This window comes from Pseudomonas sp. KH_024_B2, from assembly GCF_057839965.1.
In genome coordinates this window covers 2196069-2213726 of sequence record NZ_CM174502.1, presented here as the reverse complement: position 1 = coordinate 2213726, position 17658 = coordinate 2196069, and the positions used below count along the sequence as shown (strand labels likewise).

At 60.7% G+C, this 17658-nt stretch carries 18 protein-coding genes and 2 pseudogenes; 11 read left to right on the top strand and 9 right to left on the bottom strand.

The genetic code is table 11. The features are described from left to right. Positions 1-51: 51 nt before the first annotated feature. On the top strand, positions 52-393 hold the full coding sequence (locus tag AC3I0A_RS10400) for a DUF6124 family protein (RefSeq protein ID WP_489377663.1): 342 nt from the start codon (positions 52-54) through the stop codon (positions 391-393). A gap of 516 nt (positions 394-909) precedes the next feature. Continuing rightward, entirely contained in the window at positions 910-2061 is a 1152-nt protein-coding gene (locus tag AC3I0A_RS10395) for a M14 family metallopeptidase (protein ID WP_489377662.1), read from the top strand. 168 nt (positions 2062-2229) lie between these two features. Here AC3I0A_RS10395 and AC3I0A_RS10390 read toward each other — a convergent pair whose 3' ends face one another. Then, on the bottom strand, positions 2230-2775 hold the full coding sequence (locus tag AC3I0A_RS10390) for a cytochrome b (RefSeq protein ID WP_489377661.1): 546 nt from the start codon (positions 2773-2775) through the stop codon (positions 2230-2232). Then, entirely contained in the window at positions 2772-3866 is a 1095-nt protein-coding gene (locus AC3I0A_RS10385) for a catalase family peroxidase (protein WP_489377660.1), read from the bottom strand. Before AC3I0A_RS10385 ends, AC3I0A_RS10390 begins: the two co-directional genes overlap by 4 nt. Before the next feature lie 158 nt (positions 3867-4024). Between AC3I0A_RS10385 and AC3I0A_RS10380 the strand changes: the two genes are divergently transcribed. Together AC3I0A_RS10380 and AC3I0A_RS10375 are read left to right on the top strand one after the other, a co-directional pair. Next, positions 4025-4531, top strand: coding sequence for an RNA polymerase sigma factor (locus tag AC3I0A_RS10380; RefSeq protein WP_489377659.1), 507 nt, complete (start codon positions 4025-4027; stop codon positions 4529-4531). After that, positions 4528-5280: an anti-sigma factor family protein gene (locus AC3I0A_RS10375; protein ID WP_489377658.1), complete on the top strand. Its 753-nt coding sequence runs from the start codon at positions 4528-4530 to the stop codon at positions 5278-5280. The genes AC3I0A_RS10380 and AC3I0A_RS10375 overlap by 4 nt, the downstream gene beginning before the upstream one ends. A 135-nt stretch (positions 5281-5415) precedes the next feature. Here AC3I0A_RS10375 and AC3I0A_RS10370 read toward each other — a convergent pair. The 3 genes and pseudogenes from AC3I0A_RS10370 to AC3I0A_RS10360 all read right to left on the bottom strand — a co-directional run. Further along, positions 5416-5559: pseudogene (locus AC3I0A_RS10370) on the bottom strand (IclR family transcriptional regulator); the annotation flags it as partial. Beyond that, positions 5546-6979: an FAD/NAD(P)-binding protein gene (locus AC3I0A_RS10365; RefSeq protein WP_489377657.1), complete on the bottom strand. Its 1434-nt coding sequence runs from the start codon at positions 6977-6979 to the stop codon at positions 5546-5548. The pseudogene AC3I0A_RS10370 and the gene AC3I0A_RS10365, both read right to left, overlap by 14 nt. Before the next feature lie 172 nt (positions 6980-7151). Continuing rightward, positions 7152-7715 (bottom strand): helix-turn-helix domain-containing protein, encoded by a 564-nt coding sequence (locus AC3I0A_RS10360; protein WP_489377655.1) that lies wholly within the window; start codon positions 7713-7715, stop codon positions 7152-7154. Between AC3I0A_RS10360 and AC3I0A_RS10355 the strand changes: the two genes are divergently transcribed. The 7 genes from AC3I0A_RS10355 (at position 7710) to AC3I0A_RS10325 (ending at position 15074) form a co-directional block, all read left to right on the top strand. After that, complete coding sequence (locus AC3I0A_RS10355; RefSeq protein WP_489377654.1) at positions 7710-8738, top strand: DMT family transporter; 1029 nt, start codon at positions 7710-7712, stop codon at positions 8736-8738. The genes AC3I0A_RS10360 and AC3I0A_RS10355 overlap by 6 nt on opposite strands. 266 nt (positions 8739-9004) lie before the next feature. Further along, the gene (locus AC3I0A_RS10350) at positions 9005-11923 is read left to right on the top strand and encodes a monovalent cation/H+ antiporter subunit A (RefSeq protein WP_489377653.1); all 2919 of its coding nucleotides are present in this window, start codon (positions 9005-9007) and stop codon (positions 11921-11923) included. Then, complete coding sequence (locus AC3I0A_RS10345; RefSeq protein WP_489377651.1) at positions 11923-12267, top strand: Na+/H+ antiporter subunit C; 345 nt, start codon at positions 11923-11925, stop codon at positions 12265-12267. The genes AC3I0A_RS10350 and AC3I0A_RS10345 overlap by 1 nt, the downstream gene beginning before the upstream one ends. Continuing rightward, a complete protein-coding gene (locus AC3I0A_RS10340) occupies positions 12264-13949 on the top strand; it encodes a monovalent cation/H+ antiporter subunit D (protein WP_489377650.1) in 1686 nt (561 codons plus the stop codon). Before AC3I0A_RS10345 ends, AC3I0A_RS10340 begins: the two co-directional genes overlap by 4 nt. Then, positions 13946-14434 (top strand): Na+/H+ antiporter subunit E, encoded by a 489-nt coding sequence (locus AC3I0A_RS10335; RefSeq protein WP_489377649.1) that lies wholly within the window; start codon positions 13946-13948, stop codon positions 14432-14434. The genes AC3I0A_RS10340 and AC3I0A_RS10335 overlap by 4 nt, the downstream gene beginning before the upstream one ends. Further along, positions 14431-14709, top strand: coding sequence for a K+/H+ antiporter subunit F (locus tag AC3I0A_RS10330; protein ID WP_489377648.1), 279 nt, complete (start codon positions 14431-14433; stop codon positions 14707-14709). Before AC3I0A_RS10335 ends, AC3I0A_RS10330 begins: the two co-directional genes overlap by 4 nt. Continuing rightward, positions 14706-15074 (top strand): Na+/H+ antiporter subunit G, encoded by a 369-nt coding sequence (locus AC3I0A_RS10325; protein WP_489377646.1) that lies wholly within the window; start codon positions 14706-14708, stop codon positions 15072-15074. Before AC3I0A_RS10330 ends, AC3I0A_RS10325 begins: the two co-directional genes overlap by 4 nt. A gap of 124 nt (positions 15075-15198) precedes the next feature. Here AC3I0A_RS10325 and AC3I0A_RS10320 read toward each other — a convergent pair. From AC3I0A_RS10320 to AC3I0A_RS10305, 4 genes and pseudogenes are all read right to left on the bottom strand, one after another. Beyond that, positions 15199-15627 (bottom strand): annotated as a pseudogene (locus tag AC3I0A_RS10320) (DUF3995 domain-containing protein); the annotation flags it as partial. Positions 15628-15816: 189 nt separating this feature from the next. Continuing rightward, a complete protein-coding gene (locus AC3I0A_RS10315; RefSeq protein WP_489377645.1) occupies positions 15817-16833 on the bottom strand; it encodes an ABC transporter substrate-binding protein in 1017 nt (338 codons plus the stop codon). Positions 16834-16951: 118 nt separating this feature from the next. Further along, a complete protein-coding gene (locus tag AC3I0A_RS10310; protein ID WP_489377643.1) occupies positions 16952-17155 on the bottom strand; it encodes a hypothetical protein in 204 nt (67 codons plus the stop codon). Continuing rightward, complete coding sequence (locus tag AC3I0A_RS10305) at positions 17155-17601, bottom strand: hypothetical protein (protein ID WP_489377641.1); 447 nt, start codon at positions 17599-17601, stop codon at positions 17155-17157. Before AC3I0A_RS10305 ends, AC3I0A_RS10310 begins: the two co-directional genes overlap by 1 nt. Between the last annotated feature and the right edge of the window lie 57 nt (positions 17602-17658).

Sequence of the window (17658 nt, the reverse complement as noted above, 5' to 3'; positions counted from 1 at the left end):
GTACTAGTCTTGGATTTACTTGTTTGCCCCATCATTAGAGCACCCGCCATCATGATCACACCCAGCAATGACTCGTCAGAAACGGAAACAGACGTCACGTTAGCCTCGTTGAAAGGCAACACCGCAGCGCAACGTGCCCTGGACTATTACTTGAAACCGGCTGTTTCAGGACCCGAAATCGAGGAAAAACTCTTTGAGGTGAGACGCGGTATCAGCAGCGAAGAAGCCCTGGTCCATGCCTCGGGTCTGTTGCGCTGCGCAGCGGCCACGGCTTATGAATCCGCAGAAAACCTGTACGGCGCAAACCGCGATCTGGCGTTCTCGGTGGTCCATATGATTGATTTGGCCAAAGCCATGGTGGACAGTTCGCTGGATGGAAACCGGGTCGATTGAATAGCGTAGCCCCGCACAGCCAATGGCTATGACGGATTCAATGCCAGGCGTGTAGCGAGGGCAGGAAAAAAATTCCAGAAAAGTGCGGGAAAACATTTGACCTGCAAATGATAATGATTATTATTGCATGCAGCTGGTCGCGAGATCGGTCGATAGCCCAGGAGACCTTAGGTCGGACTCCTGGAATATCTCCTCATCAGGCTAATCACGGTTTTTGACCCGGCTTTTTGCCGGGTCTTTTTTTGCCAGTTTTTCTGGCTTGGCTTCAGGCTAATGAAGACTGGATATGTTCAATGGCGGCGATAATATCAAAAGAACATCATTTTGCAAGAAAGCCCCGGCGATATTGGGGCAAACGTACCGAAAATAGCGCTTGAGAGTCCATCGCATAGTCACTAAGCTGCTGCTGCGTCAAGGACGACGCCCCCCTACATATCTCCTCGAAATTACCCCGCTGTTTCCCTCCCCCTTGCGTGTAAAGTAGCCGTCATAAAATCATACTCAGGTAACCAGACTATGGCCGTGGCTCAAGGCGCCGTTCAAATTACTGCCAACTTCGACAGTGGCAATATCGAGGTGCTGGACACCAGCAATCCACTGCAAGTGTTGTTGGCTATCAAGCCGGACACCCGCAGCCAGCACTTCCAATGGTTCCACTTCAAGGCCAGCGGCCTGCATGTGGGCCAGGAGCATTGGTTTCGCCTGAGCAACGCCAGCAAGTCGTCCTATAACAAAGCGTGGGATGGTTACCAGACCGTGGCCTCCTACGATCACGTCAACTGGTTTCGTGTACCGACGATTTTCGAGGGCGATACCTTGCGGTTCAGCCTCGAAGCCAGTGCAACGAACGCCTGGTTCGCCTATTTCGAACCCTATAGCCGTGGACGCCATGACTGGTTGATCGGACAGGCACTGACCAAGGCCGGCACCGAGCTGCTCGCCACCGGCAAAAGCGTCGAGGGTCGCGACATTCAGCTGCTGCGCAAGGGCACTGGCGCCGAAGGCCAGCGCAAGGTCTGGATCATCGCTCAACAGCACCCCGGCGAGCATATGGCCGAGTGGTTTATGGAAGGCATCATCGAGCGCCTGCAACAGCGCGATGATCCTGTGATGAAAAAGCTGCTGGCCAGTGCCGATCTGTACCTTGTCCCCAACATGAACCCGGATGGCGCCTTCCATGGCCATTTACGCACCAACGCCATGGGCCAGGATCTTAATCGCGCCTGGCAGAGTGCGAGTCAGGACCTCAGCCCGGAAGTGTTCTTCGTTCAGCAGCAGATGGAGAAGTACGGTGTCGACCTGTTCCTCGATATCCATGGCGACGAAGAAATCCCCTACGTCTTCACCGCTGGCTGCGAAGGCAACCCGGGCTACACATCGCGAATCGAGAAACTCGAAGAGCATTTGCGCAGCCACCTGAAACACCTGACCCGCGACTTCCAGACCACCCACGGCTACACCCGTGACAAACCGGGCAAAGCCAACATGACCCTGGCCTGCAACAGCGTCGGCGAGAAATTCGATTGCCTGTCGTTGACCCTGGAGATGCCGTTCAAGGACAACAACGATGCACCGAATGCGCTCACCGGCTGGTCGGGCAAGCGTTCGATGCGGTTGGGTAAGGATGTGTTGACGACGGTGGCGGATATGGTCGGGATGTTGCGCTAAGCCGCGATCGCACTGCATGTCATCAACCGATGGTGGTGGACCGGCTCACCCAAAACCTGTGGGAGCGTGGCTTGCCCGCGAAGAACGATGACGCGTAATGCCTGAAAAACCGCGGTGTTTTCTTCGCGGGCAAGCCCGCTCCCACAGGGTTGTGTGTTGGCAAGATTTTCAGCCGTGATCCTTACCAAACAACATGCTCTGCAATACCCCGTCACGACGCACCCAGCCATGGAACAGCGCCGCCGCCAGATGCAGCAGCACAGTCAAGAACAGCAGGTACGCCAGATAACCGTGAGCCTTGCGCAAGAAGGCAAAGGTCTGCGCATCGGCCGGCACTATCGCGGGCAGTTGCAGCGAACTGCCGAGCATCACCGGATCACCGGCTGCCGAGATCATTGCCCAACCCAACAGCGGCAGTATCAGCATCAAGGCGTACAGCAACACATGGGACGCCTTGGCAGCCAACGCCTGCCAACCCGGCAGGTCTGCTGGCAGCGGCGGTTGCCGGGTCGAGAAGCGTACGGCCAGACGCACGACCACCAGCAGCAGAATCGCCACGCCCAAAGGTTTGTGGATATGGATCAGCCATTCATGACGCTCGGACACCGAAGCCGCCATGCCGGCGCCGATAAACAGCATGGCAATGATCATCAGCGCCATCAGCCAGTGCAGCAGCCGCGCCAAGGGTGCGAAATGATTCGGTTGGGCACTCATGGTTGCGACTCCTGTGTAGCTGCGGGCAATTGGCTGACTTCACTGGTGCGACGCAGGTAGGACTTGGCGTACGCCGCAGAGCGGGCGACCAGCAATGGGTCGTCCGAACCTTCGATGCCGCTCGGCAAAATCAGCGGGTCGTAGTTGACGTCACGGCACTCGCCATTGCTTTGCGGCTGGCTGCTCTCAAGCACCAGCGTGCCGGCATTCAGCACCTTTCTATCGTCCGGCCAGGCTTTACTGGCGTCATTGGTTGGATCACCGGGATTGGCCAAGGTGATGTTCAGTTGCCAACGCAGCGGTCCGGCGGCCAGTCGCTGGAGCAGATCTTTTCCCAGAAAATCGCCGCCTTCAGGCGCGCTGGCTCCCGCCGAGTCTTGAACAAGCGGCGCCACGCTCCAGCGCACGGCCTGACGCTGACCGGCAGCATTTACCAGATAAAACGCGTTGATACTGTTGTAGGTTTCAGTGGCATAGCTGGCCGACGGTTTGGCGGTCTTGACCCACTGCAGGAACGGCGCGGTTTCCGGGTGCGCGGCAAAAAACGCCGGAGGGCCCGCTGGATTCGGCTTGCCGGTAGCCGGGTCCGGAGAATTGGCCTGTTGAAATTGATAGAAGGCTTCGGGCGTACCCACCGGGAACACCGGCATGCTGTTCATGCCGGTGCGCCACTGTTGACCATTGGCCTGAGTGAAACGCAGCGCCAGGCTACGGATCGGTACGCTGCTGTCCGGCGCATAAGGATTGCCGCTGGGCAATGCGAACCGCCCTACCACTGGCGTGCGCGCCTCGCTGAATACCTGCGCCCTGGAAAACTCACGGGCCTGACCGCTGCTCTCGAAATAACCGGCCACGCACACACCTTTGGAGTGATTGCGTCGAAACCCCGGATGCACCCCGTTGTTTTTCTCCAGTACATCGACCAGGGCTTTGGGCGTCAGGCGCTGGGGGTCGAAGGTGCCGTGAACATAGGCAAACGCCCCGGCAATCGCCGCGACCACCACAGCAATACCCGCCAGGCGCACGGTCAGGCTCGCGGCACTCAGCGCAGGCCTGATTTGCCGCGGTGGCGGCGGTGAGTGATCAACCATGAAAAACTCCAGGGCCGTGGGCCGCAGGTGAGAAGGATCAATCAGACGAAGCCCGGAAAGGTTTATTCCATCGCCCGGTATTTATTTTTACAGGCGTGGAATAACCTTCAATGCCGGGCGTCTTCCTAGTCCCAAGCGTAGTGACTAGCCAGCATTTCATGAACGATCTCGACGAACAGTTACGCGAACTCATCCCAAGGCTTCGGCGGTTTGCCGTGTCGTTGACCCGTAACCCGAGCAGCGCTGACGATCTGGTGCAATCGTGCCTTGAGCGGGCGCTGTCGAGTTGGACCGACAAACGTCCCGAGGGCGATCTGCGTGCCTGGCTGTTCTCGATTCTCTATCGGCAGTTTCTCGATGCCCATCGGCGCTCGCGGCGCTATGCGCGGATGCTCGAATTCTTCACCGGCCGCGATGATGCGCAGCCCTCGGTCGAACGCACAGTGATCGCTCAATCGACCCTTCAGGCGTTCGACCAACTGACCGCCGAGCAGCGCGCCCTGCTGCTCTGGGTCTCGGTGGAAGGCTTGAGCTACAAGGAAGTCGCCGAAATTCTCGAGGTTCCCACCGGCACCGTGATGTCTCGCCTGTCCCGCGCCCGCCAGGCCTTGCGCCATTTCAGCGACGGAGAAATCACCAGCCCTTCTCTGCGGATACTCAAATGATCAGCATGCCCCCAAGCGTTAGCGACCTGCACGCCTATGTCGACCATCAGCTCAGCGATGCGGACCGGCGTCTGGTCGAGACTTATCTGGCGGCTCAGCCCGAAGTCGCAGCGCAAGTCGAGGCCTGGCAGCAGGATGCTCAACAATTGCGCGCGGCGTTGAGCGGCGCCTTGCAACAACCGGCCAACCCGGACCTCGACCCTACCGTAATTCGCCAGCGCCTCAAGCGTCAGTCGCGACGCAATCTGGCCAGCGCCGCCGTGCTGCTGATCGCCGTCAGCGTCGGTGGCTTGAGCGGTTGGCAGGCGCGGGAAATGACCCTGGCCAGCGCCCCGCCGCCGATGACCGATGCGATGCAGGCCTACCGGCTGATTGCCCAGCAAGGCCTCCTGCCGGCGGACTACAAGGTCAGCGATGACGGCGACATGCAAGGCTGGCTCGACCGCTATTTCAGCCAGGCCCATCGTCTGCCGAACCTGACCGCTTCCGGATACAAACCCATCAGCGGGCGGCTGCTCAGTACCGAACAAGGGCCGGCGGCGATGGTGGTGTACGAGGACCGGAGCGGGCACAAGATCAGTTTCTACGTCCGTCCACCCGGGCCAAAAAACACCCTGCTGCCCCGGGGCAGCCGCAGCGACGGCGAACTGCAGGCCGAGTACTGGTCCGGAGCCGGGTACAACTATGCGATGGTCAGCCCGAGTAACACGCCGGCGGCGCAGATGCTCAAGCAGACGTTGAAGTTCTGATCACCATCATTCCCCTGTGAGAGCGAGCCTGCTCGCGATGAGGCCGGTACATTCAACATTAATATCGACTGATACACCGCTATCGCGAGCAGGCTCGCTCCCACATTTGGATTGGTGGAGATTTGTGGATTGTGGTCAACCCTGCCCGAACACCTGCAAAGGCCTTCGCAATAGCGGATCGAACGGATTGATCCGCGGCCCGATCAGCGCGGCTTCACGCTTGAGCATGTCGACCACCGTCGGCAAGCGATCCGGCCCCAGGCGATCACTGACCGTGGCACAATCTCTGCGCCAGCGCCTTGGCCTGACTGGCCACATCCGTCACTGCGGTGCTTTCCCACCACATCCCGCGCAACGGCGGGCCCATGGCGAACAAGCGGTCGGCGACCTGTCCATTGGCATTGACCAGCGCGCCGCCCGCATCGGCGGCAATTCCCAGCGCCAGCGGTCCCGGCTGAATCAGACCGCGAGCCAGCAGTTGCTGCGGCAAGGGCCGGGCCACGCGGCGCCAGTCGTATTCGATCCCGCTGGAGTTGATCAGCGCCGCACCAGTGACCCGTGTGGTGTGCGCTTCTCCACGTCGACGAATGCGAATGCTCAGCTGGCCGTCAGCCGATGGCTCGAGGCCCTTGAATGACGCCGCCTGAATCCGCAAACGCCCCTCGTTGTGCAAACGCTCCACCAACTCGGCGCTCAACGGTGGTGAACGGTGATGGTGGCTTTCCCACCATGGTCGTACATGCCGCACGAATTGCCGGCGCTGCACATCCGTCGCCTGGCTCCACAAACGGCCGATATGCGCGCGCACGGTGTCCAGCGGCGCTTGCCAGTCGATACCGGCCGCCATTGCCGCCTGGCACTGGCGGCGCAATTCGCGCATCAACTGTCTGGGGCTGCGAATGCTCGGGTCCTCGGCGAGAAAATCCACCCAGGTCGGTGGCTGGCGGCGGACATGGGGCAGCAGTCCGTGCCGGGAAAACACCTCGATCGGTCCACGATGACCGGCCTGTTCCAGCGACACCACAGCATCGACCATGGTCAGCCCGGAACCGATGATCAGCACCGTGGAGCGCGGATCGAGTCGGGCCATGGCCGACACATCCCAAGGGTCCACCGCTGCCGCATTCAAACCGCTGGATTCGGTTTGTGGCGTACGCGCAGCCGCAAACAAGCCCGTGGCCAGTACCGCGAACGCACCGCGCAATTGCGTGCCGTCACCGAGGGTCAACAGCTCCCCGGTTTCGTCCGTTTGCAGATCGACCACTTCCCCACGGACATGCTCGACGCTGGAGCCATTGTGCGCGCCGACTGCCTGCGCTTCGGCTAGTCGTTGCTGCACATACAGACCAAAGATCCCCCGTGGCGGGAACAACTCGCTGACCGGCACCGGCTGCTGATCCGACTCCGGCCAGCCGCCGGCGGCGATGAACTCGCTCAGCCATTGAGTCAGGTCATCGGCATTGTCCGGGTCGACGCTCATGCGCGCCGCATTGCCGTTCAAGGTATGTCCCAACTCGACCGCACTGTAGGCCTCGCCCCGCCCCAATTCAGCGCGGGGCTCGATCACCAGCACCTGACGCTTGCCAGGCAGACGCAACAACTGCGCCGCCAGCAACGCGCCACTCAAGCCGCCGCCGACGATCAGGATGTCAGCGCTACGGATGTCGTCAGTTGCCTGTCTGCCTTTGGTTTCGCTCATTCCGTTCTCACTTGTCAGTGCTTTGCGCGCCGGCAACTCGTTAGTGCTGCGCGATGATCTCGAAAAATGGTCTCGAAAATTTCCTGAGCAATCATAGGCGTCAAACCCATGGACGGTTCGCCCTGTAGTACCAAAGTAGGACGCATTGGCAGAGGCAACAGTTACTGTCCGTTCAAATCACCACATTGCGCACGAACCGCGCCGCCACCGGCCCATCGTTGCGATAGGCATGGGGTTGGTTACTGGCGAACATAAAAAACTCACCGGTACCGATGCACTTTTCTTCTTCGCCCAGCAGCAGTGTCAGGCAGCCTTCGAAGACAAACAGTTGCTCGCTCCAGCCTTCGGCGTCCGGCTCCGATGGATAGTGCTCACCGGGTTCCAGGCGCCATTCCCAGAGTTCGACTTCGCGCCGGGCGATGGCCTTGGCCAGCAACACCGCTTTGCTGCCAGGGATTACCCCGGCCCAGGCAAGTTCGTTGATACGGCTTGGATCGCGAGCATCCGGGGCTTGAATCAGGTCGCTGAATGCAACGTCCAACGCTTCGGCGACCCGATCCAGAGTCGTCAGGCTGACGTTTTTCTCGCCGGCTTCGATGGCCACCAGCATGCGCCGGCTGACGCCGGATTTTTCCGCCAGAGCCGTCTGACTCAACTGCGCGGCATGCCGCAGGCGACGTACGTTCTGGCTGACGTGCTGCAGGACGGAGGTGCGCTGTGTAGGATCTTTGTGCACTATATTGCTCACTTGACTGATTTGCGCAGTATACTGCCCAACTTCCGGCGCATTGTGCGTCCCACTCAGGTAGCGCGCAAGGCCATGACGTCGGTGAATTCCCCCCAAGCCTCTCCCCTGTTCTCGCGGTTCAGCAAAGCCGAGTGCGTGCTGGTACTGATCACCATGGTCTGGGGCGGGACATTTCTGCTGGTGCAGCATGCGATGACCGTCAGCGGGCCGATGTTTTTCGTCGGTCTGCGGTTCGCCGCAGCGGCAAGCATCGTCGCGCTGTTCTCCTGGCGCAGCCTGCGCCATTTGACCCTGTTCGAGTTCAAGGCGGGCGCCTTCATCGGTGTGGCGATCATGCTCGGTTACGGTCTGCAGACGGTGGGTTTACAGACCATCCCCAGCAGTCAGTCGGCCTTCATTACAGCGCTCTACGTGCCTTTTGTACCCTTGCTCCAATGGCTGGTGCTGGGGCGTCGGCCGGGGGTGATGCCGAGTATTGGCATCATGCTGGCGTTCACCGGTCTCATGCTGCTTGCAGGCCCCAGTGGCGCCTCACTGAATTTCAGCCCGGGAGAAATCGCCACCCTGATCAGCGCCATCGCGATTGCGGCCGAAATCATTTTGATCAGCACCTATGCCGGGCAGGTCGATGTGCGCCGGGTCACGGTCGTGCAACTGGCCGTGACCTCGGTGCTGGCGTTGCTGATGGTGGTGCCGACCCAGGAAGTCATTCCCGGGTTTTCCTGGCTGCTGCTGATCAGCGCCTTGGGTCTGGGCGCGGCCAGCGCGGCGATTCAGGTGGCGATGAACTGGGCGCAGAAAAGCGTTTCACCGACCCGCGCGACGCTGATCTATGCCGGTGAGCCGGTGTGGGCCGGAATCGTCGGGCGCATCGCCGGCGAGCGGTTGCCGGCGATTGCTTTGCTGGGTGCGGCATTGATTGTGGCGGCGGTAATCGTTAGTGAGTTGAAGACCAAGGGCAAGGGTGCGGTTGAGGCTGAGGGAGAGCTGGAGCGCGAAACCCAGGGCTGAAAACCTCAGCATTTTCGGCGTCTGGAACATCGCATTCGCGGGCAAGCCCGCTCCCACAGTTGACCGCATTCCCCTTGTGGGAGCGGGCTTGCCCGCGAAGGCGGCTGAACAGACAACAGCCATTTCAGCAATATCGCTGACTCATCGAGATCAGGAAAACCAGACTTTTTCCGTCTGCCTTGTAGGATCCTGCCACAGCTTGGCAGTTGGTGATCCGGGACCCGGCACGTATGATCCATCACCAAACTTGCGCAGATTAGAAGCCTATGTCCCTGATAGTTCTACTGCTTTTGCCTTTTATCGGCAGCAGTCTGGCCGCCTTGCTGCCGCACAACGCCCGTAACACTGCATCCCTGTTGGCTGGTCTGGTTGCACTGATCGGCACTGTACAAGTCGCCATGCTCTACCCGCAGATCGCCCATGGCGGCGTGATTCGCGAAGAGTTCTTCTGGCTGCCCAGCCTGGGCTTGAACTTCGTCCTGCGCATGGACGGTTTCGCCTGGCTGTTCTCGATGCTGGTGCTGGGCATCGGCACGCTGGTGTCGCTTTACGCGCGTTATTACATGTCGCCGGAAGATCCGGTGCCGCGCTTCTTTGCGTTTTTCCTGGCCTTTATGGGCGCCATGCTCGGGCTGGTGATCTCCGGCAATCTGATTCAAATGGTATTTTTCTGGGAACTGACCAGTCTGTTCTCGTTCCTGTTGATCGGCTATTGGCACCACCGCGCCGACGCCCGCCGAGGTGCCTATATGGCGCTGATGGTGACCGGCGCGGGCGGTTTGTGCCTGCTGGCGGGGGTCATGCTGCTCGGCCATGTGGTCGGCAGCTATGACCTGGACAAGGTGCTCGCCGCCGGTGAGCTGATCCGCGCCCATACCCTGTACCCGGTGCTGCTGCCGCTGATCCTGATCGGTGTCTTGAGCAAAAGCGCACAATTCCCTTTCCACTTCTGGCTTCCCCATGCCATGGCCGCACCGACACCGGTCTCGGCCTATCTGCACTCGGCAACCATGGTCAAAGCCGGGGTATTTCTGCTGGCACGGCTCTGGCCGTCACTCTCCGGCAGCGAAGAATGGTTTTATATCGTCGGCGGTGCCGGCGCCTGCACCCTGTTGCTGGGCGCCTATTGCGCGATGTTCCAGAACGACCTCAAAGGACTGCTCGCCTACTCGACCATCAGCCACCTGGGCCTGATCACCTTGTTGCTGGGCCTGAATAGTCCATTGGCCGCCGTCGCGGCGGTGTTCCATATTCTCAACCACGCCACTTTCAAGGCCTCGCTGTTCATGGCCGCCGGCATCATCGACCATGAAAGCGGCACCCGCGACATCCGCAAACTCAGCGGTCTGATCCGGCTGATTCCGTTCACCGCCACCCTGGCCATGGTCGCCAGCGCCTCGATGGCTGGCGTGCCGCTGCTCAACGGTTTCCTGTCGAAAGAGATGTTCTTCGCCGAAACCGTGTTCATTTCCGCTACCGCCTGGGTCGAGATGACCCTGCCGGTGATCGCCACCCTCGCCGGCACTTTCAGCGTCGCCTATTCCCTGCGTTTCACCGTCGACGTGTTCTTCGGCCCGGCTGCCACTGACCTTCCGCACACCCCGCACGAACCGCCACGCTGGATGCGCGCGCCGGTCGAGTTGCTGGTGTTCGCTTGCCTGCTGGTGGGAATCTTCCCGGCCCAGGTGGTCGGTTCGTTGCTGGCGGCGGCGGCCCTGCCGGTGGTTGGCGGCACGCTGCCCGAGTACAGCCTGGCGATCTGGCACGGCTGGAACGCACCGATGATCATGAGCCTGATCGCCATGTCCGGCGGCATCGTGCTCTATCTGTTGTTGCGCGATCAGCTCAAGCGCGGGCGTTTCGACCACCCGCCAATCATCCGTTACTTCAACGGCAAGCGGATATTCGAGCGCAGCCTGGTGATCATGATGCGCATGGCCCGACGCATCGAGCGACGAGTCAGCGCCAGGCGCCTGCAAAGCCAATTGTTCCTGCTGGTGCTGATGGCGGTACTCGCCGGGCTGATCCCGATGCTCCACAGCAGCCTGAGTTGGGGTGATCGGCCGAAAATTCCGGGGTCGATCGTCTTTGTCATCCTCTGGCTGCTGGCGATTGCCTGCGCCCTCGGTGCCGCCTGGCAAGCCAAGTATCACCGTCTCGCGGCCCTGACCATGGTCAGCGTCTGCGGCTTGATGACCTGCGTGACCTTCGTCTGGTTCTCGGCGCCGGACCTGGCCTTGACCCAACTGGTGGTCGAAGTGGTGACCACGGTGCTGATCCTGCTGGGGCTGCGCTGGCTGCCACGGCGGATCGAAGAAGTCTCGCCGCTGCCGAGCAGCCTGCGCAAGGCGCGGATTCGTCGTGTGCGGGACTTGCTGCTGTCGACCGTGGTCGGTGGCGGCATGGCGTTGTTGTCCTACGCCATGCTGACCCGTCAGACCCCCAACGACATTTCCTCGTTCTACCTCAGCCGAGCACTGCCGCAAGGCGGTGGCAGCAACGTGGTCAACGTGATGCTGGTGGACTTCCGCGGCTTCGACACCCTCGGCGAAATCACTGTGCTGGCGGCCGTGGCCCTGAGCGTATTCGCCCTGCTGCGACGCTTCCGCCCGCCCAAGGAAAGCATGCAGCTGCCGGCGCAGCAGCGTCTGCTGGCGCCCGACGTGGTGACCGACCTGGTCAACCCGCGCCACGCCAGCGACACCGCGCTGGGCTTCATGATGGTCCCGGCGGCGCTGGTGCGGTTGTTGCTGCCGATTGCCCTGGTGGTGTCGCTCTACTTGTTCATGCGCGGGCACAACCAACCGGGCGGCGGCTTCGTAGCCGGACTGGTGATGTCGGTGGCGTTCATCCTGCAATACATGGTCGCCGGCACCCAATGGGTCGAGGCACAAATGAGCCTGCGGCCAGTGCGCTGGATGGGCACCGGGCTGCTGTTCGCCACCGTCACCGGACTGGGGGCGATGGCCGTGGGTTACCCGTTCCTGACCACCCACACCTGGCACTTCGCGCTGCCGATAGTGGGCGACATCCATATCGCCAGCGCGCTGTTCTTCGACATCGGCGTATACGCCGTGGTGGTCGGTTCGACGCTGCTGATCCTCACTGCGCTGGCGCACCAATCGGTACGTGGCCATAAACCCGTCAGCCAGCCCAAACCCGTTGCCATGGCAGGAGTCATCTGATGGAAGAAGTCATCGCAATTGCCATTGGCGTACTGGCCGCTTGCGGAGTCTGGCTGGTGCTGCGCCCGCGGACCTTTCAGGTCGTCATGGGCCTGTGCCTGCTGTCCTACGGGGTCAACCTGTTCATTTTCAGCATGGGCAGCCTGTTTATCGGCAAGGAGCCGATCATCAAGGACGGCGTGACGCAGGATCTGCTGCACTACACCGACCCGCTGCCGCAAGCCTTGGTGCTGACCGCCATCGTCATCAGCTTCGCCATGACCGCGTTGTTTCTGGTGGTGCTGCTGGCCTCCCGGGGCCTGACCGGGACCGACCATGTGGATGGCCGGGAGCCTAAGGAATGAGCTGGATGCCCCACCTGATCGCCGCACCGATTCTGCTGCCGTTGCTGACGGCCGCCCTGATGCTGATGCTCGGCGAAAAACATCGACCGCTCAAAGCCCGGATCAACCTGTTCTCGAGCCTGCTCGGCCTGGGGATTTCGCTGCTGTTGGTGCAGTGGACTCAACAGACAGGCGTGCCCGGTTCCATCGGCGTGTACTTGCCGGGCAACTGGCAGGTGCCGTTCGGTATTGTGCTGGTGGTCGATCGTCTGTCGGCGCTGATGCTGGTGCTGACCGGGATCATCGGCGTCTGCGCCCTACTGTTTGCCATGGCCCGTTGGGACGGTGCCGGTTCGAGTTTCCACGCGCTGTTCCAGATTCAGTTGATGGGCCTTTACGGCGCCTTCCTGACCGCCGACCTGTTCAACCTGTTCGTGTTTTTCGAAGTGCTGCTGGCGGCCTCCTACGGGCTGATGCTGCACGGCTCGGGCCGGGCGCGAGTGTCGTCCGGCCTGCATTACATTTCGATCAACCTGCTGGCCTCGTCGCTGTTTCTGATTGGCGCGGCGCTGATCTATGGCGTCACCGGCACCCTGAACATGGCCGACCTGGCGCTGAAGATCCCGTTGGTGGCAGAAGCCGATCGCGGTTTGCTGCACGCCGGTGCGGCGATTCTCGCCGTGGCGTTCCTGGCCAAGGCTGGCATGTGGCCGCTGAACTTCTGGCTGGTACCGGCCTACTCCGCCGCCAGTGCGCCGGTGGCGGCGATGTTCGCGATCATGACCAAGGTCGGTGTGTATACCTTGTTGCGCTTGTGGACCCTGCTGTTTTCCGGGCAAGCCGGGGCGTCGGCGTACTTTGGCGGCGACTGGCTGATCTATGGCGGTATGGCGACGATCATCTGCGCGGCAGTGGCGATCCTCGCCGCGCAACGGCTGGAACGCATGGCCAGCCTGAGCATTCTGGTGTCGGCAGGGATTCTGCTGGCGGCCACAGGTTTCGCCCAACCGAGCCTCACGGCCGGGGCGCTGTTCTATCTGGTCAGCTCGACCCTGGCGTTGAGCGCGCTGTTCCTGCTGGCGGAGCTGATCGAGCGTTCGCGCTCGGCCAATGAAATGCCGCTGGACTGTGAAGGCGAGATCATCCCGCGACCGCCGAAATCCTTGCAGCCGCCCAAAGGCACCAACCTCGATGATGAACAGCAAGCCGTGGTCGGTCAGGTGATTCCCTGGACCATGGCCTTTCTCGGTTTGAGTTTCATTGCCTGCGCCCTGCTGATCATCGGCATGCCGCCGCTGTCGGGGTTTATCGGCAAGCTGAGTTTGCTCAGTGCCCTGCTCAACCCGTTGGGTCTGGGCAACAGTGTTGATGTACCGGTATCGAATGCTGCCTGGGGCTTGCTGGCGCTATTGATCCTCTCCGGGCTGGCGTCGCTGATCGCCTTCTCGCGCCTGGGCATCCAGCGGTTCTGGACACCCAAGGAGCGCCCTTCACCGCTGCTGCGGCGCCTGGAGTGCGTGCCGATCATCGCGCTGCTGAGTCTGAGCATTCTGCTGACCTTCAAGGCCGAACCGCTGCTGCGCTATACCCAGGCCGCTGCCGAGACCCTGAATGACCCGCAGCAATACGTCATGGCGGTGCTGGGCACCCGTACGGTGCCGAACCCGCAAGCCCAGGCCGCGCTGCTGGAGGTACAACCATGAAGCGTCTGTTCCCCGCGCCCTGGTTCTCGTTGGCGCTGTGGCTGTTGTGGTTGGTGCTGAACCAGTCTGTCAGCCCCGGCAATCTCTTGCTCGGTGCCGTGCTGGGGTTGGTCGCACCGTTGATGATGAAACCGTTGCGACCGCTACCGATCCGCATTCGCCGACCCGGGGTGATTGTGCGGTTGTTTTTCCTGGTCGGTCGTGACGTGCTGGTGTCCAACCTCGCCGTCGCCTGGGGCGTGTTGAACGTCGGGCGACGGGCACCGCGCGCCAGGTTCATCAAAGTGCCGCTGGACCTGCGTGACGCCAATGGCCTGGCCGCGCTGTCGATGATCACCACGGTGATTCCCGGCACCGTCTGGTCGGAGCTGGCGCTGGACCGCAGCGTCTTGCTGCTGCATGTGTTCGATCTGGATGACGAAGCGCAGTTTATCCGGCACTTCAAGGCGACCTACGAGCGTCCATTGATGGAGATCTTCGAATGAGCGCCCTGCTCTCGAGTGCGACTCTGCTGAGTCTGTTCATTTTTTCCGTGGCCATGGTCCTGACCCTGATCCGCCTGTTCAAGGGGCCGTCGGCCCAGGACCGGGTTCTGGCGCTGGACTATCTGTACATCCTCGCCATGCCGATGATGCTGGTGCTGGGCATCCGCTACGCCAGTGACACCTACTTCGAAGCCGCGTTGCTGATTGCCTTGTTTGGCTTTGTCGGCTCGTTCGCGCTGGCGAAATTCCTGCTGCGCGGCGAGGTGATCGAATGAATGCTCTCGGCGAACTGTCACTCTGGATCGAGATTCCAGTGGCCATCCTCCTGGTGCTCAGCAGCCTGTTCGCGCTGATTGGCGCGTTCGGCCTGCTGCGGATGAAGGACTACTTCCAGCGCATGCATCCGCCGGCCCTGGCATCGACATTGGGTGCCTGGTGTGTGGCGCTGGCGTCGATCATTTTCTTCTCGGCACTCAAGTCCGGTCCGGTACTGCATGCCTGGCTGATCCCGATCCTGCTGTCGATCACCATGCCGGTGACCACCTTGCTGCTGGCTCGGGCGGCGCTCTTTCGCAAGCGAATGGCTGGGGATGATGTGCCGGCTGAAGTGAGTAGTCGAAGAGCTGAAGGTGGGAGTTGAGGCTGTACTTTTTGTGTCGCCTGATAGTCAGTCTTCGCGGGCAAGTCGGATCGCCGCACCGCCGCTCCCACAAGGACGGTGTGAAACCTGTGGGAGCGGGCTTGCCCGCGAAAAATTTTGAAGCCGCCACCACCAGCAACCCAAAGCCCAGCACCACACACAGTGGTGAAAACGCCCAGGTGTCCAGACGGGCAAACTTCGAACCACCGACTTCTTTGAAGAACCCCACCAGCTCGGAGTCGCCGATTGCACGAGCGAACATCAGCAGTGCAATCGCGCTGATCGCCCATTGCAGCGTCCAGTGGGAAACCACTGACGCAAACAACCCGACTCGCAGACAGACCAGCAGCGCAATCACCGTCAAGCCTGCGGCCACCAGCAGTGTGCCGAACGCCGAGGGTTTGAACGCCGGCTCCAGCTCCTCGCCAGACGTGCCCGGGACCTGCGGCACCACCGCGTCACTGCCTGCCTTGCCGCCTGACGCCCAGTAAATGTGGATCAGGCTGATCAACACAAAAATTCCGGCAATCCATTGAGCAACCAAAAGCGTCATGACCAGACTTCCTTGGTGAAAGGTGCAGCAGAATGTGGCGAGGGAGCTTGCTCCCGCTCGAGCGCGAAGCGGTCGCAAAACCAGCTGACACGTTCTGCCTGAATAACCTGGTTGGATGGTTTTAGGGCCGCTTCGCCCGAGCGCGGACCGGGCCGCGGGAGCAAGCTCCCTCGCCACAGTGGGTCGTCCTTACTTCAACGCAGCAGCCACCTTGTCAGCCACATCCTTGGGCAACCACGCCCGCCACACATCCGGATGCGCCCGCATGAAGGCTTCGGCAGCTTGACGTGGCGTCGTGTGTTTTTCACTCATGTCGGCCAAGGCCTTGTTCAAAGGATCGATCGGCAAGTCGACCTTGGTAAAAAACTCGACGAGTTGCGGATATTGCTTCTGGAACGGCGTGGACACGCCAATCGACAGTTTCGACGGCAGCGAGCGGGTGGGTTTGGGATTAGGGTGATCGGTGTCGGTCAGGGTTTTCCAGGCCTCGGCGTCGAACGGCGGCTCTTGCAGTTGAATCAGCTTGAAACGCCCCAGCAACGGAGTGGGTGACCAGTAATAAAACAGCACCGGTTTGCCACGACGAATCGACGAACTGATTTCTGCATCCAGCGCTGCGCCGGAGCCACTGCGGAAATTCACATAACTGTCGTTCAGGCCATAGGCCTTGAGCTTCTGCTTGTTGACCACTTCCGAGGTCCAGCCGATCGGGCTATTGAGGAAGCGCCCTTTGCCCGGGGTTTCCGGATCCCTGAAGACATCCTTGTAACGCGGCAAATCGAACACGCTGCGCAAACCCGGTGCCATGGGCTTGATCCCTTTGGCCGGATCACCCTTGACCACATACTCAGGAACCCACCAGCCCTCGGTCGCACCCTTGACCGTATCGCCCAGGCTCGCCACTTTGCCCTCGGCTTCGGCCTTGACCCATACCGGGCTGCGTCCGGCCCATTCTTCGCCAATGACCTGAATGTCATTGTTGGCCAACGCGGTTTCCAGCGTGATGGTGGTGCCCGGAAGCATATCGGTGGGCAGTCCATAACCCGTCTCGACAATAATCCGCAGGATATCGGTGATCAGGCTACCGCTTTCCCAGTTGAGGTCGGCAAAATGAATCGGCGCCGGGGCCGCAGTTGCCGGGATGGGTGCGGTCAACAAACCGAGTGTGGTCAACGTGCTGGCCAGCAGTACGCGAAATCCTTTCATGCTTTTGCACCTCGTGCTTTTCACAGCAATAGCAGGATGATCTTCCAGAGGAAGACCACAGCCTCTCGTAGTCAGTCAATTGACTGTAGTAGAGGTTGCTGTATTCGAGGCATGAGGACTATTTTTCGCCGGATTCCTGCAAACACTTCAATTCGCGTCGAACCATGCTGGCGTACTCCGCCGGGCGCAAGCTGTAGATCTCAGAGGCTACCCAACCCAACCAGGCGCCTTGCAGAACGGCCTTCTGCGTGAAAAGACGAAGAGCCTGCGCGCGGGCACTTTCAAGATTCTGCTCATGGAAATCGGCGCGAGTCAGCGTCATTACTCGCTGGCCTTGAACGTGAGTTCGCCCTTGCGCCATTTCGCCGCTTTGCCGGTCACCGCTTTCAAGGTCTTGGTCAATCCGCCCTCCAACTGCTGGTTGGCGGCAAACACCGTCACGACGGTTTGCCCTTCCTTGAACAGGATTGCGTGCCCGTCGGCGGTGGTAACAAAGGCGTATTCGCCCAGGCCATAGACCGTGAGTTTGATCTCGCGGAACTTGATTTCAAACTTGCCACCTTCACGACTGGGCAATACCGCGGCCCTGAAATGGTCACCCACTTTGAGCTCCAGCCGCGGTTTGTCATCGACGACCAATGCCGTTTCGGTATCGATTTCGGCGATGTAGATGCCTTCAGCGGTCTGTTCAGTGACATAGACGAAACGTGATTGAAACTGTTTGACCAGCTTTGCGCGCAAATCACCGAGCACGAATAAAGCATGCATATCGAGATTACTTACTGCCAAGGAAACGTCCCCGAATCTAAAAATGACTCTGCCTGC

Excerpts from the sequence above, each read along its gene's own strand:
- AC3I0A_RS10400 (WP_489377663.1), top strand. The coding sequence starts at position 52 with ATGATCACACCCAGCAATGACTCGTCAGAAACGGAAACAGACGTCACG.
- AC3I0A_RS10395 (WP_489377662.1), top strand. The coding sequence starts at position 910 with ATGGCCGTGGCTCAAGGCGCCGTTCAAATTACTGCCAACTTCGACAGT.
- AC3I0A_RS10390 (WP_489377661.1), bottom strand. The coding sequence starts at position 2,775 with ATGAGTGCCCAACCGAATCATTTCGCACCCTTGGCGCGGCTGCTGCAC.
- AC3I0A_RS10385 (WP_489377660.1), bottom strand. The coding sequence starts at position 3,866 with ATGGTTGATCACTCACCGCCGCCACCGCGGCAAATCAGGCCTGCGCTG.
- AC3I0A_RS10380 (WP_489377659.1), top strand. The coding sequence starts at position 4,025 with ATGAACGATCTCGACGAACAGTTACGCGAACTCATCCCAAGGCTTCGG.
- AC3I0A_RS10375 (WP_489377658.1), top strand. The coding sequence starts at position 4,528 with ATGATCAGCATGCCCCCAAGCGTTAGCGACCTGCACGCCTATGTCGAC.
- AC3I0A_RS10365 (WP_489377657.1), bottom strand. The coding sequence starts at position 6,979 with ATGAGCGAAACCAAAGGCAGACAGGCAACTGACGACATCCGTAGCGCT.
- AC3I0A_RS10350 (WP_489377653.1), top strand. The coding sequence starts at position 9,005 with ATGTCCCTGATAGTTCTACTGCTTTTGCCTTTTATCGGCAGCAGTCTG.
- AC3I0A_RS10345 (WP_489377651.1), top strand. The coding sequence starts at position 11,923 with ATGGAAGAAGTCATCGCAATTGCCATTGGCGTACTGGCCGCTTGCGGA.
- AC3I0A_RS10340 (WP_489377650.1), top strand. The coding sequence starts at position 12,264 with ATGAGCTGGATGCCCCACCTGATCGCCGCACCGATTCTGCTGCCGTTG.
- AC3I0A_RS10335 (WP_489377649.1), top strand. The coding sequence starts at position 13,946 with ATGAAGCGTCTGTTCCCCGCGCCCTGGTTCTCGTTGGCGCTGTGGCTG.
- AC3I0A_RS10330 (WP_489377648.1), top strand. The coding sequence starts at position 14,431 with ATGAGCGCCCTGCTCTCGAGTGCGACTCTGCTGAGTCTGTTCATTTTT.
- AC3I0A_RS10325 (WP_489377646.1), top strand. The coding sequence starts at position 14,706 with ATGAATGCTCTCGGCGAACTGTCACTCTGGATCGAGATTCCAGTGGCC.
- AC3I0A_RS10315 (WP_489377645.1), bottom strand. The coding sequence starts at position 16,833 with ATGAAAGGATTTCGCGTACTGCTGGCCAGCACGTTGACCACACTCGGT.
- AC3I0A_RS10310 (WP_489377643.1), bottom strand. The coding sequence starts at position 17,155 with ATGACGCTGACTCGCGCCGATTTCCATGAGCAGAATCTTGAAAGTGCC.
- AC3I0A_RS10305 (WP_489377641.1), bottom strand. The coding sequence starts at position 17,601 with ATGCATGCTTTATTCGTGCTCGGTGATTTGCGCGCAAAGCTGGTCAAA.